This is a genomic window from Mycoplasma sp. AC1221 (genome assembly GCF_054353815.1).
The window spans coordinates 24092-43368 of the sequence record NZ_JBTHHH010000001.1 but is presented as its reverse complement, the minus strand read 5'-3'; the positions used below and the strand labels follow the sequence as shown (position 1 = coordinate 43368).

The 19277-nt window shown below is 28.4% G+C and carries 9 protein-coding genes; 8 read left to right on the top strand and 1 reads right to left on the bottom strand.

Going from position 1 to position 19277, the window contains the following annotated elements:
- Window positions 1–2 precede the first annotated feature (2 nt).
- A complete protein-coding gene (gene trmB / locus ACXYRK_RS00150) occupies window positions 3–611 on the top strand; it encodes a tRNA (guanosine(46)-N7)-methyltransferase TrmB (protein WP_458617407.1) in 609 nt (202 codons plus the stop codon).
- A gap of 19 nt (window positions 612–630) precedes the next feature.
- Here the strand turns inward: trmB and ACXYRK_RS00145 are convergent, their stop codons facing one another.
- On the bottom strand, window positions 631–1170 hold the full coding sequence (locus tag ACXYRK_RS00145) for a hypothetical protein (RefSeq protein WP_458617406.1): 540 nt from the start codon (window positions 1168–1170) through the stop codon (window positions 631–633).
- A 121-nt stretch (window positions 1171–1291) separates the two neighbouring features.
- Between ACXYRK_RS00145 and ACXYRK_RS00140 the strand changes: the two genes are divergently transcribed.
- The 7 genes from ACXYRK_RS00140 (at window position 1292) to ACXYRK_RS00110 (ending at window position 19220) form a co-directional block, all read left to right on the top strand.
- Window positions 1292–3313 (top strand): Mbov_0121 family peptidase domain-containing ABC transporter, encoded by a 2022-nt coding sequence (locus ACXYRK_RS00140; RefSeq protein WP_458617405.1) that lies wholly within the window; start codon window positions 1292–1294, stop codon window positions 3311–3313.
- Window positions 3294–3692 carry an MAG1140 family protein gene (locus ACXYRK_RS00135; protein WP_458617403.1) on the top strand — a complete coding sequence of 133 codons (399 nt, stop codon included), beginning with the start codon at window positions 3294–3296 and terminating at the stop codon, window positions 3690–3692. The genes ACXYRK_RS00140 and ACXYRK_RS00135 overlap by 20 nt, the downstream gene beginning before the upstream one ends.
- A gap of 17 nt (window positions 3693–3709) precedes the next feature.
- Window positions 3710–4180, top strand: a complete 471-nt coding sequence (gene ybeY / locus ACXYRK_RS00130; protein ID WP_458617402.1) for an rRNA maturation RNase YbeY — start codon at window positions 3710–3712, stop codon at window positions 4178–4180.
- A gap of 1 nt (window position 4181) precedes the next feature.
- Window positions 4182–4580: a cytidine deaminase gene (cdd, locus tag ACXYRK_RS00125; RefSeq protein ID WP_458617401.1), complete on the top strand. Its 399-nt coding sequence runs from the start codon at window positions 4182–4184 to the stop codon at window positions 4578–4580.
- Window positions 4580–5458: a GTPase Era gene (gene era / locus ACXYRK_RS00120; protein WP_458617400.1), complete on the top strand. Its 879-nt coding sequence runs from the start codon at window positions 4580–4582 to the stop codon at window positions 5456–5458. Before cdd ends, era begins: the two co-directional genes overlap by 1 nt.
- Window positions 5459–5820: 362 nt before the next feature.
- Window positions 5821–12954: a beta-N-acetylglucosaminidase domain-containing protein gene (locus ACXYRK_RS00115; RefSeq protein ID WP_458617399.1), complete on the top strand. Its 7134-nt coding sequence runs from the start codon at window positions 5821–5823 to the stop codon at window positions 12952–12954.
- Window positions 12955–12965: 11 nt separating this feature from the next.
- The gene (locus ACXYRK_RS00110) at window positions 12966–19220 is read left to right on the top strand and encodes a glycoside hydrolase family 20 zincin-like fold domain-containing protein (RefSeq protein ID WP_458617398.1); all 6255 of its coding nucleotides are present in this window, start codon (window positions 12966–12968) and stop codon (window positions 19218–19220) included.
- The last annotated feature ends 57 nt before the right edge of the window (window positions 19221–19277 follow it).

Genomic DNA, 19277 nt, shown 5'->3' with positions numbered 1-19277 from the left:
ATATGAGGTTAAGATTTGATAAAAATGCACAAGGTAAATTAAATGAATCTATTTATTATCTAAAAGAATTTCCGATACAATTAAATCACACTGATGTTATTGAAATAGGTGCAGGTAAGGGTGAAATGATAACAGCCCTTGCAAAGCAAAATCCTGATATCAAATATTATGCTCTTGAAAAATATGCAACTGTTGCAGTTAAAATTCTCAAAAAAATTGAAGAACTTAATTTGACTAACTTATTTATTATAACTGCTGATGCGAACAAAATAAATGAAATATTCAAAGGAACTTGTAATAAAATTTGACTTACTTTCAGTGATCCATGACCTAAAAATGCACATTTTAAAAGAAGACTAACATATAAAACATTTTTAGATGCATATAAGCAATTGCTAGGACAAAGAGGAAAGTTATGATTTAAAACAGATAATGACAAACTTTTTGAATTTTCACTTGATTCGTTAATACAAAATAACTGAAAAATAATTTATCAAACCGATGATTTACATAAATCAGAATATAATAATCAAAATATTAAAACAGGTTATGAAATTAAATGAAGTCAAAAAGGAAAGAATATAAATTTTTTAATAGCAAAACCAAAATAAAATCGTCAAAAGACGATTTTTATTTTTGCATTTCCATTTGTGCTTCTGATAAAACAGCAGATGTATTATCTGGAGTGATGCTTGTTCTAAATTCTGTTTCTAATTGGTTTTGTTTATTAACATCCTTGATTTTAGGCAAGATTTGATAAAATTCTTCAATATTATCAATGCTATTTCAAGCATCCACTAATTGTTTAGTGTTTTGTGTTTGGACAATTAATGAAATATTATAATTAGTAAATTTATCTAATCGTGGTTTCAATGCTTGTTTTAAAATTTCACGAAATTGTTGATATAAAAAATCTAAATCATCAAATTGATTAGGATTATGATAATTAACATCTGCTTTTTGTAATAAATTTTTCACTTGCTGATCTGCTAAACCAGGTAATTTAACAGAATTTATATAAGATTCAAGTGTTGAATATTTATATTCATAATATTTTCTATCACTTGCTCCTGTATTTAAAACTGCAATTGATAAACCAAAAGCACCAGCAGTTACAGTTGTTGCAAGAGCAGAAAATCAAAATAACTTTCTTTTAGTTTTTGCTTCCATTTTACCCCTTAGTTTATTTTGTAATTATACTAATTTTTGTCATATTTTTAAATTATTTACATAATATTCACATTTTTTGTTCCTTATTAGTAACTTTTTTTTGAAAAATAATATAAAAATTATGTATAAACAAATTGATCCAAGAGATTGTTCTTTATATGTATTTATACATCTAGCAAATAAATACTATAACGAACAATACGACATAAACCAATTAAAGTTAAATGTTAGTTATGATGAAAAAGGTATTAGTCTATTTCATTTTCAAAAAACTTTATCACAATACCAATATCAGTTACAAAGTTTTAAATGTAGTGTAAAAGATTTTGAAAAACTTGATGTTGATGAATATCCACTTGCTGCAATTATCTTAAATCAAAATATGCAACATATGGTGCTAATTGAAGAAGTGCAAGGAAATAAATTGTTAATCTATGATCCAAAACAAGGAAGAATAAAACAAGATAAAAATATTTTTTTAAAGTTATATCAAGGAATATTGATCAAAATAAGCAAAGATAAAGTAGCACAAAAACAAATAATAAAAAAGTATAGAAATACTTATTTCGGTGGTTTAAGTATTTCCATAAAGTTGATTTTTATGTATTTGCTGCAAATAATTATTTCACTTATTACACCATTAACAACAAAATATATTTTTGAAAATATAATTCCATTTCATCTTAAAAAGGAATTATGATTAATGAGTGGATTTTTTATTATTTTATTTGTAATTATTAGTTTAATTCAAATAATGATCACGAGAATCTTTGAAAATAAAGTATTGACTAGTTATTCAAAAGAATTCAATAATTTATTGAAATCTTGAAGTCATCAAAATATTAAAATTATTAATCAATTAGGTGAAATAGAGATAAAAAATCGCATCAGTTCTTTAATGAATTACTTAATTCATAAAAAGACTTTTTTGTCTAAGGTTTTTGTAAACATAATCAGTTTTATCATCTCATTGATTATTATTTTTGCTATAAATAAAAAATTGTTATTTATTGTAGGTGCTTTTGGAATAATTACAAGTGTTTTTGCTAGCATTTATATGTTTTGGTATTTTAAAAACAAAAATCAAATTGTTGCTCAAAGTATTCTAACCGATAAACAAATCAATAATTATATTAATATTTTAAAAGATAATTTTGATTATACATTTGCAAATTTATATCAAAAGAATTTATTGAATGATTATGCAGCATATATACAAGAAAATTCTAATTTTAATTTACAGATGCAAAATTTTAATCATTTTGAATTGTTTTTAGATGTTTTTTATCCATTTTGCATCCTAATTTATGGAACATTTCAAATATGATCGCAGAATTTGAAAGTATATGAACTGTTATTTTTTATCACAGCATCAAATTTGTTTATTAAACCACTAAAATTTATTCCACAAGCACTTCAGATGTCAAAGGATTATAAGATTAGCAAAACTATGCTTAATATTTTTAGCACTGGTAAACCTGCAAATTCAAATCTTTTAGAGAATATCAATTCGATTGATAAAATACATCTATCATATGTATCCTTTTCATATAATAGCAATCCTAATTACAAAGTTGTTAATATTCCAAGGCTCATAATTGATCAAAAACATATCATCAAAGGCGATAATGGTAGTGGTAAAACTACATTATGCAACATCATTAGTGGTAAATATCAAATTGATTATGGGGAAATCTTAATCAATGATCAAAAAATAAATTTACACAATAACCAAATACGTGAAAAAATTTATTATGTAGGGGATAAAAATCAAAAATTAGATATGTCTATATCAGAATATTTAATGATATCTGATTCTTTTGGTTTCAATGATACCATTAATAGATTTAAGTTATATCCTATTTTTAAAAAAGCAAATTTGGATGATATAGAAAATATAAATATCAATTCCTTATCAAGTGGACAAATGCAAATAATCAAGTTGTTAAGAATTTTTATTTTAGATTACGATGTGGTTTTACTTGATGAGGCGTTTGAATCGATTTCACAAGAGATTTTTTTGATGTTACAAAAACCACTTCGATATATTTTGAAAAACAAAAAAGTAGTAGAAATTTCACATAATAATAAATATCTTTTTGCTGATTCGCAAGTAATTAATCTTGAAAAAGTACAAAATTAGTTTTTTAGAATATTTACTACTTTTTTCATTATTAGCATTGCTTGCGATGTTTATTTATTTGATTATGTATCAGTCGATTAATAAATATCAGCAGGTGATAATTAAGCAAAATAATAATGAGTTGATTTTAAAAAATATAGCTTATGATAAATTAGCATTAAAAAACTATCAAATTGACTTTAATTTTGAAGATAAATTGCATCAATATCAAATTAATATTGATGCAATAAATGAAAATGAAGAAATTATTATCAAAAATTCAGATTTATCAATGTTTTTAAAACAAAAAAACCTTGAATTTATCCCAGTTCGTTTAATTGAATCAAAAGAATTAATTTATAAATATATTTATAACTGATTTATACATTTATTTAACTAATTTTATATAATTATGCTATGTTTAAATATAACCTGCAAATTAACCTTTCAAATCAACCTAAAAATACTGATATTTTTATCAATCAAATGTATGATATTTTAAATAATTTTGCTAATTATTTTAAAATTGATAAAAATAAGCAAATTATTTTAGATGTAAGCTTTGTTTCAAAAAATAAAATTAAACAACTTAATTCAGAGTATCGTAATAAAGATTATGTAACCGATATTCTTTCATTTAGTTTTCAAGAAAATAATTTATATGACAAACTACCGATTTATTTTTTAGGTGAGCTAGTAATATGTTGACATAAAATGAAGATGCAAGCAAAAGAGTTTAATCATTCACTTAAACGTGAATTTTGTTATTTATTTACACATGGATTGGTACATTTGCAAGGTTATGATCATTTAAATGAAAGTCAAAAACAACAAATGGATAGTATTGTAGATATAATTTTTAATCCATTAAATATTACAAGGGGATAAAATGAAAATAAATGTTGAAGAATTAAAAGAATTATTAAAATATTCATATTGTCCATATTCAAAATTTGCAGTAGCAGCAATTGCAATTGATGAAAATGGAAATCAATACAAAGGTGTTAATGTAGAAAATGCTGCATTTCCATCTGGTTTATGTGCCGAAAGAAGTGCCTTGTTTGGTTCGGTAGCTTATGGTGGAAGAGTTGGAAAATTCAAGGAAATACATATTATTTCTTCAGGAAAATCAGAAGTAAGTCCGTGCGCAGGATGTAGGCAAGTAATGACAGAATTTATGCCTGATGAAGCATTGATTTATCAATATAGCAATGATGCTAGCAAAGTTCGTATTAATAAATTAATCGAACTTTGTCCATATCCCATTCACTCGGAGAATATTAAATAATGAAAATTTGTTTTGCAAGCATTCTTGGTAGACCCAATGTTGGAAAAAGCAGTTTATTAAATGCTATTATCGGTTACAATGTTGCAATTGTTACAAATACTGCTCAAACTACTCGAGATCAAATAACAGGTATTTATAACGATGATAATTACCAAATTATTTTTACTGATACACCCGGAATCCATAGACCTGAAAATAAGTTAGGACAAGCTTTAAATAAAAATGCTTATGAAGCAACTAAAGATGTTGATGTTTTGTTGTTTTTAAGTCCTGCTGATGAGAATCTCGGTAATGGTGATAAAATGATTTTAGAAAAAATACAGAATGTAAAACACAAAATTGCTGTAATTTCTAAAATTGATAAAATTCAAGGTAAACCTGAACTTTTACAACAAAAAATGCAGCAATTACTTGCGTATAATTTTGAACATATTATTTCAACAAACATCAATAATGATAAATCTATTAATGCATTAATAGATTTAATTAAAACATATACTTATGATGGACAACCACAATATGATAGTGAATATATCACAGATAAATCGATGCGATTTATCGCAAAGGAAATTATTCGTGAATCAGCAATTAATTTATTATATGAAGAATTACCACATTCAATTGCTGTTGAAATCTTGGAATTTGATGAATCTAATTCTCAAAAAATAATGATTGATGCAGTTATTTATGTTAAAAAAGATTCACAAAAAGGAATGTTAATAGGAAAAAAAGCCGAAAAAATTAAAGCAATAGGAAAATCGGCACGTATCAAAATCGCACATCAATTTGGATTACCCACAACCTTATCATTGAAAGTAAAGGTTGCTAAAAAGTGAAATGATGATTTAAATTTATTGGGTAAATTTGGTTATAAATAGTTGTTTAACACTTTGATAAAAGTGTTAAACATTTTTTGTTCAAAATTTTAATAATTTTAGTTTTTTATTGGTTTTTATTTTATATACATACAAAAAAATTTAATAATAATGTGTATATTTAAAACTTAAATAAGTAAAAATATAAATAGTATTAAACTTTTTTACATTATTTATAGGCATAAAAGATTTAACTTACATATTTCAATGATTTTAAAAGTAGTAACGAATTAATAGCATAATGTAAGCAAAAAAAAAAAAAAACATTTATAATTTCTTTGTATATCTTTAAAAAGATAAAAACATACATTTGTATGTTAATAAAAGTTTAAAGTTATACCTAATTATTACTTTATTGAGGTGAAATGAAAATCAAAAGAAAATTAAAATTATTTCTTGGTGCTAGTGGTAGTTTAGGACTACTTGCTGGTGTTGCTGCTGCTTCAGCAGGAACACCTACACAAGGACAAAGTCAGACTGCTTCAACAACATCAAGTGTTTCTGACCAACAAGGACAGACAACCACATATAAAATTACTCCATATGTGCATTCTATTTCATATTTAACAGATACAACTAATAGTCAAAAACGAACTTTTTTAGTTACTAGAGAAGTCAATTTAGTATTTGAAAACGGAATTGATTCTGTTACTAGAGCAAAATATGAAACAATTTTTAAAGATAAAGGATTAAAATATTCTGTTTCTAGAAGGTTTGTTAAAGGTAAAACAAATATTTTAGTAGGGATTCATGGAGATTCAGATGTTTTAGTTGATAATAAATTATCAGATTTATCAAATAATCTACCTTATGGAGATAATTTATGACTTCAAACTGATGCATATTGAATTTCAACTTTAAAAGATGGATATGTTTCTGTTTTAGCAAAAAATACTAATGCTGCTTTTTATGCTGCAACTACCTTAGCAGAAGTCTTTAAACAACTTAATGGTTATGAAATTGAAAAATTTACCATTAAAGACTATGCAGATATAAAAATGCGTGGAACATTAGATGATTTCAAAGAATCACAGTGATCACAACAAGATCGTCTTGATTATTTTGCATGAGCATCTAAATATAAATTAAATACATATTTATATGCTGCTAGTGACGACTTAAAACATAGTAGTCAATGAAAATTATTATATACACCAGGTGAGCTTGCTAATATCAAAGAATTAGCAACAACTGGAGAATCTACTAAAGTAAGATTTGTATATACAATCAATCCATTTAACCAAGATGACTTTACAGCAGATACATATAATTCCGATTTAGCAAGTTTAGAAAGTAAAATTTGACAACTTGCAACAGCTGGTGTTAAACGTATTGCGTTATATGCAAGCAATGATGCGAATTTAAATACTAAAATCTTAAAAGATTTAACATCTTGAATTAAAGAAAAAGTCGTTACTGCTTTTTCAGATTTTGATGCATCAACTTTATTTTTAGTATCTAATGCTGAATACCAAGATTATTACAATTTATTACCAAAAGAAATTGAGATTGTAAAATTATCTAAATCTAATGCAGCAGAAGTTGCATCAAATGTAAGTGTCTTTGTAAATAAAGCAAATCGTGGAGTTAGTTTATTATTAAATTGACCGACAACACAAAAATATGAAGATCAAGGAAATATGGTTTTAGGTGGTTTATCAACATATCTACCATCAATTACAAATAATCAATCTTTAACTAAAGGATTAGATGGAATTATTGTAAAACCAATGCAAGCCAAACTTGCTTCTCGCATCGCATTATTTGAAACAGCAAATTATGGATGAAAGGTATGACAATCATCTAACGATGCCTGAGTACAATCATTTAATTATCTTTTAAATGATTCAGATTTAGAGAGCAAAGACGCACAAGCGTTACGTACCATTGCATTAAGATTATTTGATAATCCTTATTCAGCAACAAACACTGTTGCTAATACCGATTCAGTTGCTTTAGAAAGTCATGCTAATAAGTTTAAACAAACATATAATACTAAAGCATTTAATTTATATGATGTATATACATTACAAGATGAGTTAACTAATTTAACTGATGCAGTGGATTTATTAAAAATTTCAACAGCAACAAAAACCAAAGCATTCTTTTCAGAAATTAAACCTTGAGCAAATATGCTTAAAGATTTATCAACAGCAGCAAATCATCTAATTGATGCAGCTGTTGATATTAAAGCAAATAAATATGATGATGCACTTAATGCATTCACATTAGGAGTAAATTTATATAAGAGTGCTATTGAATCACATCAGTATAACTACGATGGTGTAGCAGTTGAAGTAAATGCTGGAAACAAGGTTCTTAAACCCTTTATTCAATGACTTATCCCAGTTGTAAATCATGAATTACACAAGAGTCTTGGAGATGTTCCGAGAAATCAAGAAGTGATCACAAACTTACAAAACAAAGATTCTAAATCTGATGTAAAATGAGTTTTACAAAAAAATAACCAAAGAGTTTTAATTTATGGAAATCAAACAGGTTCAGTACCACCCGATAACAAAAATAAATACTTTGGAACATTATTTGATAAACCAATTCAATTCAGAGAACTTTGATTAAGATATGCAGGATATAAAAATAGTAATGTCAAGGATCACTTTGATAATGCTAAAATTCAAGTACTCTATGCAGATGATGTAGATTATGCATCAGATTTGGATGTTACTACATATACTGCAGAGAAAAGACAAAAAACACAAGAACGAAACACACATATAATTGATTTAACAAAAAAAACAATCAAAGAATCTTCGTGATATGATATTAATGGTGAAAATGCATCCGTTGCCACGGTAACCAAAATCCAATCATCAGTTCGTAAGGTAATTAAGCTTACTAAACCAATCGATGATGTAATTGGGGTAAGAATTAAAAATGTTAGCAACACTACTAATAATGATGAATTTAGACTTTTAGAATTCTTAGTAAATCCACAAACAGATATAAATGATTTACAAAAACTAAATTATAAATTTTATATTAATTCAACCGATCATCTTAGTGGGGTAGATACTTCGAAGTTGAAAGAACCTACTGATAAAACTAAAAATAATTTAGAAAAATTAACTGATGACAATTTTTCTACCACAGAAACTTTTGGAACTACAAATGCAGCAGATTTAGATCAAATTATCTTTAAATTAGATAAATTATCAGAAGTTTCTGCTGTTGCTTTCCAACAAGATATAGACGATATTAACAAAGGTTTCCCGCTAATCCAAGTTAAATATTATGATTCTGCCACATCTACTTGAAAGAATTTTGGTAAAGGTTATGATAATTCTTATATTAAAGCACAAAGTGCTGAAGATGCAAAAGCAGAATACTATGAAACATATGGATATGCAAAAACTCAATATATCTCACTTGTTTCTAGAGCAACAAACAGAGAACTAGGAAAAAATCCATTAAAACTAGCAGGTTTACAAATATATGGACCTAATGAAGCTGTTGAAGGAGTGCATTTTTATCCTTTTACAGTAATGAAATATACATCTGATCAATCAATCAATGATATTGTTAACCCAGATTCAGATACTGTTACTAAACTTACTACATCAGTTACATCACCTGGTAGTTCAGGAACAAATAATGTTTCTAATAATAATAATAATAGCAATAATGTAGATTATTCTGGAGACTATGTTGATGTAAACTTTGATCGTCACAGTGCGATTAGTTCAATCCACTTTGTGCAAGGGGATAACTTTTTAGATAAATATATCGTGCAAGGGTATGTTAATGATACTTTTACCACTTTATCGACTATTCAAAATTCTACAGGTGATGATGTAATTAAAATTACTGATACTAAAAAATATAATGGTATCCGTATTAAACCTACAACTGGATTTACAGCAAAACCATCATGAGATATTAAACATTTATTTATTACCCCACTTGAAAATCCGGTAACAACTGCTTATATATATCATTCTTATAATGTTAACACTGATAAATTATTATCATCATATAATAATGATACCTTTAAATTATTTGCCAAAGAAGGAAATACAGTATCAGTTAAAGTAAAAGATAAAAGTGGTTTCGGATTAGATTTACAAAAGATTTATACTTTAAAAGATGTCAAATTTGCAAGTGTGCTTCCAGAATACCTTATTAGTCAAGCATCAACTGATGGTGTAACTTGATTTAATTTATATAATAGCACACAACTAACTGATAAGCCGGTTAGATACATTCGATTACAATACTCAAAAGACTTATATGATAATAGTGATTTTGGTTTAGGCGAAACTAAAACTGATACAACATCAAAAGATATTTACTTTAGTGGTATGACAGTAACAGTTAAAGACTTTGATCGTTTTGGTCGCATTGTAGATAGTGATTTAGAAGCTTCTAACATTGAAAATAACTATGGTGGTTTTGATAGTGACCTAGATACATCAACTAAATTTATCTCAACTCCAAAAGCAAATAACGAAGTTGTTTATGATTTAGGTTCTGATATTGATTTAACATCATTAAAAATCTATGCAAATAACAACTCATATAATTATCCAAGAGACTTAGAAGTATTAGTAGCTCAAACAAATGATAAAAATACCGTATGAAAATCATTATTTGAAATCGGAAACGATCCAAATAACTTAGAAGATATTTTAGCTCGCACCAATAGTGGAACTATTGATACCGAACATCCAAGATTTAAGTGATGAGGTGTTAATAATTTAACAGATACTAAAGCTAGATATGTAAAATTATTAATTAAAAAAGATTATCCAGTCGATCGTTTGTTAGAAATCAACGAAATCCAAGTTAATGGTGGAAAATATTATTCAAAAACTGATCCTAGATTCTATGGAACTAATTATCAAGCTGCTTCGGTAGAACATGAACCTGCTGCAATGCTGGATGCTGATTATACTACCTATTGAGAGCCGAAAGAAGAAACTGGTGAGTTATATTATAACGTTGCTGATACCAACTGAAAAGATAAAAACTTAATGGTAGTTTCGACTGGACAACCATCAGATGCTATTGTCTATCAAATTACATATAATATATTAGATGGTAAATATGAATACAAAAGACTTGGAACCTTATTTAACAACATCGTAACATTTTCTTTATATAAACCTGAGGCCTATTTACAGGGTATAAACAGTGTAAACTTAGTTGGATTTAAAATTAAATGAAGTGGTAAAAAACCAAAAATTGTGCAATTTAACCCTTATGTAATTACCGGGGAAGTTGCAGATAAAACAGCAATTAATAAATTAAAATCATCTTATGAAAAACAAAATGATACTAATAATCGAACCGAAGAATCAAAGGATGCATATGTAAACGCTGAACATGCTCTTAAGCAATTAATTGATTCTAAGGATAAAGCTACTGAACCAGCAAAAAATACAAGAGCTAAACGTGCAGCAGCCACAACTGATACGACAGATAATCAAAAAGATGCAAAAGCAGAAGAAAACATCCAAAGAGTTACAAGACAAGCTCTTCAGCGTTATGTTGATAAATATGTAGACACTTTATACTTTCCAACCATTAAAGCAACTGCTAATGTGGATGTAGAAAAATATACTATAAAAATACCTGTTCCTTTTCTAACATATGCTAATGTTTCTTCAGCTACTTATCTGCAATATTTATTAAATGGTTACGTAAATCCTGCTTTATATACAAAAACTTCATATCAGCCATATCAAGATGCTGTTAATGAAGCTAAATTAGCACTAGCAGATCCAAATAATTTAACTACATCAGTTACAAATGCGATGATCAATCAACTTATGAAAACTAAAGAAGCATTAGTTAAACTACCAACATTTAACAAGCAAATTGCTCAGTTAAATGTTGCAAAATTTGATTTATTAAATCCAATCGAATATCAATATCCAAGTTTCAATGATCTTAAAACTCATGTGGAATCAATTCGTTCAAAAGTTAATATTTCTAGTGATTCTACAACTGAAGATAATTACAAACAACTAAATGAACAATTTGATACTAAATATGCTGCATTAGAAAAATCTACTGTCGGTGCAAAAATTAAAGAATACGAAGCATATCGTGATGCTCATTCATATCCATTTAATGATAAATACCAATTAAAGTTCCCTGCTTTATCAAATCAGTTGTTAACTGAGGTGCAAAATGATGATAATATAGTATATTCACAATATATTACAGCTGATAAAGTGCAAGAAGCCTTAGATTCATTAAAAGCTGTTACCGAATCGGTTATTAATGAACGTAATTTAGCAATTGCAAAATACAAGTTATTATTATTAGATCCGATTTCTAATGATAATAATGTCTGAACCGATGCATCATATCGTGAATATCAAGCTGTTTTAGATCGCATTGCATCTAATGTTTCTGATTCTAAAATTGATTTATTATCACAAGCACAAATTAACCAAGATGAAGCCAATCTTAAAGAGACTGCTAAAGCATTAGTTGTAAATTCTACCAACTTAGATGATGCAAAAACATTAGCAAAAGCATTAATTGCTAAATTAGATGATAAATCCAACTACTTAGCTCGTGTTGATGCAACTAATAACTCATCTGAACTTACTCGAATCATCGAACATCTTCAAGAAGAATATTCATTCCAAGAATGAAGTAAATACACCGATGCTGTAAATGCAGTAAACAAAGATTTACCAAAATTATTGCAAGAACCTAAAAAAGCAGCTCTTGAAAATCTTTTAGCAAAAGCATTTACCAAAACCGATGTAGACAAAGTTGCAAGTCAACTTACAGCATTATTAGACAAACAAAACCAAGTAACCACATTAAACCAAGACATCAATGCTTTAATTGCTGGATTAGCTTCACAGGCCTTAAAAAACACTTATTCTAACTCACTTACAGCACTAAATGCACAATATGATGCGATGGTAAATAGTTTACAAAGCACAGATAAACTTGATAACTTAGCACAACCTACCTTAGATGCTTTAGCTGCGCTAAAAGTTAAGGTAAATGATGCAAACCAAACTTCTAAAGCAATTTCTGAAGAAATTAAAGATTTAACACCAGATATTAAACAAAGTATTTTAGATGATGTTAATAATGCAACTAATAATGATTTATTAGCTAAGGAATTAACAATTGCACAAAAACTTAGTTTCAATTATCTTTTAAATATAGTTTCACAGCAAGCTGATCAAATCAAAGATGCTGCATCAAAAGAAAGTTTTAAGAACGAGTTAAAAGATGCAACCACAAAAGAACAGTTGTTGCAAATACGTAAAAAAATTGCTGACGCCCAAGAACAAGCTGATAAAGAAGCTCAAAAACCTGCTCCTGAAAGTAAACCAGAGCAACCTACAACTCCGCAAAAACCTAAAGATGAAAATCCAAAAGTTGTTACAACTTCAAATAACAAAGGTGCCATTGCAGCAATCGTTGTGTTATTAGTCTTAGCAGCAGTATTAGTTGCAGCATCAGTATTTGTCTTTAAGAAAAAATCTAAGAAAAAGGATAATTAAGGAAGTATATAATGAAGAAAACTAAACTTAAAGCATTATTTTTTGGCGCTTCTGCATTAGCAACTGCTTGTGTTGCAGCTGCTACCAGCAACCAAAGTGAACAAACTGCTTCGCACCAAGAATATGCTATTTTTCCAATGGTTCATAATATTTTGTATCAAAACAAAACTTCTTTGATTAGTCAAGATGTTAACTTAGTATATGAAAACGGAATCGATTCAGCAACTAAAAACCGTATCCATGAAGCGCTTGCTTTTAGACATATTACTTCAAGTGAATCAAGAAGTGTTGTGAGTGGAAAAACCAACATCCTTGTTGGTATCCAAGGAGATAGTGACAATTTAGTTGATAATGATATTAAAAAAATAGATTCAAGCGATGATTTTGCAGCAAGTAATTTTGCTAAAAATGATGCATATGTAATTAAAACTCAAGATAATTACATTTCATTATTAGCAAAAGATTCAGATGCAGCTTTCTTTGGTGCAACTACTTTATGACATATCTTCCAACAACTTGATGGATATAAAATAGAAGATTTTACCATTAAAGATTACGCTGATGTTAAAATCCGTGGATTTATGGACTCACACCGAGTTTTTGATGGTGCTGAACATAATCAGACTAAAGATGAAATGATTGATATTATGCGCTTTTCAAGCTACTATAAAATCAATACTTATATCTTTGAACCTGATAAAACACTAGCTGGAGCTTATGCTAATAACCAAAATCAAATAACTACTAAAGAAGGTGATTCAGATACAGATAAACAAACACAAAAAGCTTGAAAGGTTCCACTCAATCAAGCACAACTGGATGAACTTACAGAATTAGCCAAAGTTTCAAAAGAAACTCACGTTAAATTTGTTTTTGCCTTAGATGCTTTATCAGATTTTACCAATGAAAATTATGATGCTAATTTAACACTTTTAAAAGCTAAATACTTACAAGCAATTAAGGCTGGTGTTCGTAAAATCGGATTAATGTCTATGGATGAGCAATCGCCTAAAACGGTGCAATTATTCACTGATTTAGTTGCTTGAATCAAGAGTTTAAAAAGCACCTATCCTGATTTAGATACTAATATTATCTTCCAAGGATATTTTGGTCGCTCATCTGCGATTACTTCACGCTTACAAAAAAGTGCTTCTACTAAAACACCAGGATTTATTTCATATTATGCATCGCTTCCATCAGAAGTGCAACCGTTGATTTTAGATGATGAATTTAATGATCACCAATACATTAATGAATACGATGTAGACAAATATACCCAAGATGGACAACAAATTAAACCGATCTTCTTTAAAGAATACCCAGATGATTTTGCTCGCGATGCAAATAAATTATATTTAAGAACTGCTGAGGAATTGATTCGGCCAAATGCTCAAAATGGTTATAATGGTGATTATACATCAGTTAATGTTGACCCAAGTAAATTTACCGGATTTATTTTATCAACTGGAAATAAAAAAGCAGAGTTTTCAAAATTTGGTTTCTTTGATTTAGCTAACATTACTTGAAAAATATTACCAGCAGGTGATGGTAGACAAATTGAAAAGGATCTTATATATCAAGCTTCGTTTCGTGCTATTGCTAATAACACTGCAATTGAAACACCTGAATCAATTGCTTTAAGAAGACTAGGAGCATACATTGCTCAAGATACTTATTCAGAAGCACTTTTTGTCGGAGATGGATTAACTCCTGCAGCATCTAATTTTTATAATGTTTTAAATAGTGATAATAGCAAGGGAACTAGCACTTATCATGAAACAGAAGCGCAGACTTATTTAACTGAAATAAATAATCTGTTTCCACATATACAGATTTTAAAAGAAAATAAATCGCATTCTAAATTTATTGATACCATTTCCGAATTTATTTTAGCTGCTTCGGATTATTTTCAAGCACAAAAATACTTTGTGTTAACTTATATTGAAGCAAATAAATCTAATCCAGATGATGAAGAAATTGTTGATTATTATATAAAAGCGCAAAATTATTTTTTATCATATCAAAGTCGTAACTATTATTCAACTTCATTTAGGGATATTGGTATCGGATCACACTTTACCCGTAATCTTACTTCGTTATTAACACCACAGCTATTGGCAAAGGTAGAAAAACTACTCCCAACTGCTGCAGATCCGCAAAATAATGGAATGAGTATTATTACCGATTTAACTAGTCCGAATACTCAACAAAATATTCCTGGTTCAATATTTACTTTAAATAACCAAAGACAATTCGTCTATACATTGGATGCGAATCGAACAAATAATAATCGTATCTTACCTAACAACTACTTTGGGGTTAAATTTGATAAACCAATCGATGTTAAAGATTTACAAATTAAATTTGGAACCAATACTTCTAATTTTGAAGAGTATTTCACTAAATTTAAAATTCAATATCATCTAGATACAGATAACAAAGATGTATGAAATGATTTACCTAAGGATCCTAATGCTCAATCAAGTAGTTCGTCTGATGGTTCGACTACAACAGATAACTCTTATACTTTAAGCACATCTAGTTTTTCAACTTCAAATACCTTTAAAATTTCAGTAAACATAAAAAATGTTCGTGCCATTCGTATGATTGATACCGAAACTGGAAGTGGTAGAAATAAATGATTCCGTATTTATGAATTTGTTGTTAATACAGATACAGCTCCAAGGGCTGGAACAACTGCATTAGTCTTGCAACATGATGACCAAACCCACGGAAGTGATTCTGCTAATAAACTAAATTTTACATCTGATAATGTTTCAAATATAAATAAATCTATTTTTGATAATAGTGTTTCAATCAATAATTTTACTAATAATAAATTTATTCAATTTAAATTAGCTAATGCAGCAGAGGTTTCATCAGTAGTTATCGACCAAGGAAAAAATGACTCATCAGTTAGTTATTTAAATAATGGTGTAATTGAATATTGAGATGCTAATGCTAAAGTATCTGGTTCTGAATCTGCTACTGGTGCTTGAGTTAAATTTGGTAACTTAGTTCCATCACAAAGATACCAAATCATTCGTGGTAAGGCATTTGCACAATTTTTCAGATTGCGTTCTACTGATACTTCATTTTCTGGACCATTATCATTAGTTTCGATCCATTTATTTGGACCAGGAAATCAATATTTATATACTGATAAAGAATCAAATCAAACAACTAATTTATTTACACAAGTTGTTGATAAAGATGAATTTGGATTGTTTGTTGGTAAAACAACTGGTTCCGATGGTGCTTCATCAACTACACCGGTAAATTTAACAACAGATAAATATGTTGGCTTAGACTTAAAGCAAATGTATCAACTTAATACTATTAAGTTAAATGGACAAGATAGCATTCCTAATAATGTATCATTAGAAACATCAAGAAACGGAATCGTATGATATCCATATACAGGAACTTTTGATGATAACAACAAGTTTGCAAGATACATTAGAATTAAAAAGGCTACAACTACAACAACTGAAAATAAACAGGAGCCAACTCTTTCTAGTTTGGATGTAAAAGTTGTAGATAGTAAAACATACGGAAGAATGATTGGTTCAAATGTGCAAACAATTAATGGATGAGGTGATGATACTCGTTATTCAGGTAATGCTATCGATGGTAATGTATCAACATATGATATTTATAATGGATATCCACTTAAAAGCGATTATATCATTTATGATTTAGGAAATACAGTAACCTTAAATTCATTAAAGATGTATGTAGATAAAGATACTTATAACTATCCAAGATTCTTTAAAATCTTAGTTTCTGATAAAAATACTAATACTGATTCGGATTGACATAAAATCTATAACAGTACACCAGCAGGTGAAAGTAGCACTAATCCTACTTCATTATCAGAAGTTAAAGATCCACAATATATTCAAACTAACAACTTATCATATCCACAATTTAAAAATATTGTAAAAGTAGATCCACAGCGACTAAATTATAGATATTTTGATGCTGATAAAATTTCTGAACTAACTAACAAGAATGTTAGATATGTAAAAATAGTATTTACCAAGACACTTAATATACTTTTAGATAATAATAATCATAATTTATCTCGTGGAGTACAAATCAATGAAATTGTGGTAAATGATAATTGAGATAATGTTCCAAAAGACCCAAGATTTGATGGAACTAATTATTTACCTGCTAACAAAAATAACTACCCAGTTAAATTCTTAGATGGAAATTACAACACTTACTGAAGTCCAGATACACAAAATGGAAGTTTAAAATTCTATGTTGATCCTAATACATATGATGGTAAGGATTTATTAGTATATTCTGATGGATCAGCAACCAATGCAACCATTTCAGTGATGCTTTATGATGAAAGCACTAAAAAACAAGAAACACAAAAACTTGGATTATTAGCATTTTCAAATATGACTTTTGATTTAACTCAATCAGATAGCAATAAGAAAATCATCGGCTTTCAAATAGATTGAAGTGATAAAAAACCAGTTATTTATGAACTTGCTCCATCAAGGCGTCCTACCACTTCTAGTGATGATAGCCACGGAAAAACAACCTTAGCAGAACTAAAAACACAAGTTGATAAGACACCAGAAAACTTTGATGCTTGAACTAAGGAAGCTCAAGATCGTTGAAATAAATTAAAAGAGCAAGTTAGTGCATTAGTTGCAGATAATGCAAAATTACCTATTTATACTTTAAATAACATCAAAGAAAGTATTGATAATGCACAAAAAGGTGATCTTAAAATAACAGCAGATAATGTTAAAACATTAAATGATATTATTAATGCTACACTTCCTAATACCTCATATGTGCAAGATGCTAACTATGCGTTATATCAGTTATTATTAACTAGTGCAAAACAAATGATTGATCCAAAGAATCAAAATCTTTATTCACAAGCTGATTATAAAGCTCTAAAGGATAGATTCGATCAAGTGCAACCTACTTTAAAATACACCAGCTTCGATCAACAAGTTTCTGATTTTAATTTAACTAAAATCGATTCATTAGATGCAAGTCACTATGATCCACAAACTTTTGCAAAATTACAGCAAGCAAAGAAACAACTTGATTCAAAAATTAAATCTGGAACAGCAACCCCTGCTGATTACTATCAAGTTAACCAATTAGTAAAACAATCAATCGATAGTTTAAAACCAAATGATTTAGGAACCACATATACAAACCTTGCAGATGCAATTACTAAAGCAAAAACATTTATTGCTGAAAACGCTCTAAAATTCCCACAACAATCACAACAATTACAAAAACAAATTGATCAATGACAGGCAACTTTAAACAACAAAGATGCTAAATTAGAGGATTTACAAAAAGCTTTAGATCGGATGAATCGTGCTAATGAAGATGCACAAACTCAAAAAGATGAATTAGTTGCTTCATTAGATAATTTATTAACACCGCTTGCTAATACTGATGAAATCTATACCAATGATTCATACCAAGCATATCTCGATACAATCAATCAAATTAAAACAATCAATCACGATCCATCGATGTTAACTGCATCAGATATCCAAAAATATGTAAAACAAATTCAAGATGCACAAAGTATGTTAGCAATTTCACCAACAAAACTTGAAACTGCTAAAAAACAAGCTGTCACATTAACTGAAGGCCTAGATTCAGATGTTCAACAAGAATTTAAAGATCAACTTGCAAAAGCAAAAGATACTGCTGCATTAGCTAAAATTATTAATGCAATTAATGATAAAGTGCAACAAAGCAAGAAAAATAAAGAAGTTTTATCTAATAGCATCAAACGTTTATTAGATAAACTAACAAACGAAAAACTGAAAGCAGACTTAGAGCAAGAAGTTAATGAAGCTAAAACCGAAAATGAATTAGCAAACTTTAAATCAAAAGTGTTACAACTATTAAGTCCAAAACCAACCTTACCTGCTCAGCCAAGTACACCAGAAAATGGTGATAATGATACTCAAAAACCAGAGCAAGGCGGAAGCACTAATAACCCTTCAAATACCGAAGGTTCAAAACCACAAGAAGGAGGCAATAGTGGATCAACAACCACTCCACCTACTTCCGAAAACAAACCAAAAGACCAAAATCCACAAGATAATAAAAATACACAAACATCAAAAACTGTTGAAAAATCTACTGGACCAACTGGTGGAGCAATTGCTGGTATTGTAATCGCTGTATTAGCATTTGTTCTCGGTATAGCAACCTTTGGATATACTTGATTTAAAAACAAGAAGAAAAAATCAAATCAATAATTTTTAAAAACATCGCATCTGCGATGTTTTTTTGATTCAAAAACACTGTAAAGCAGT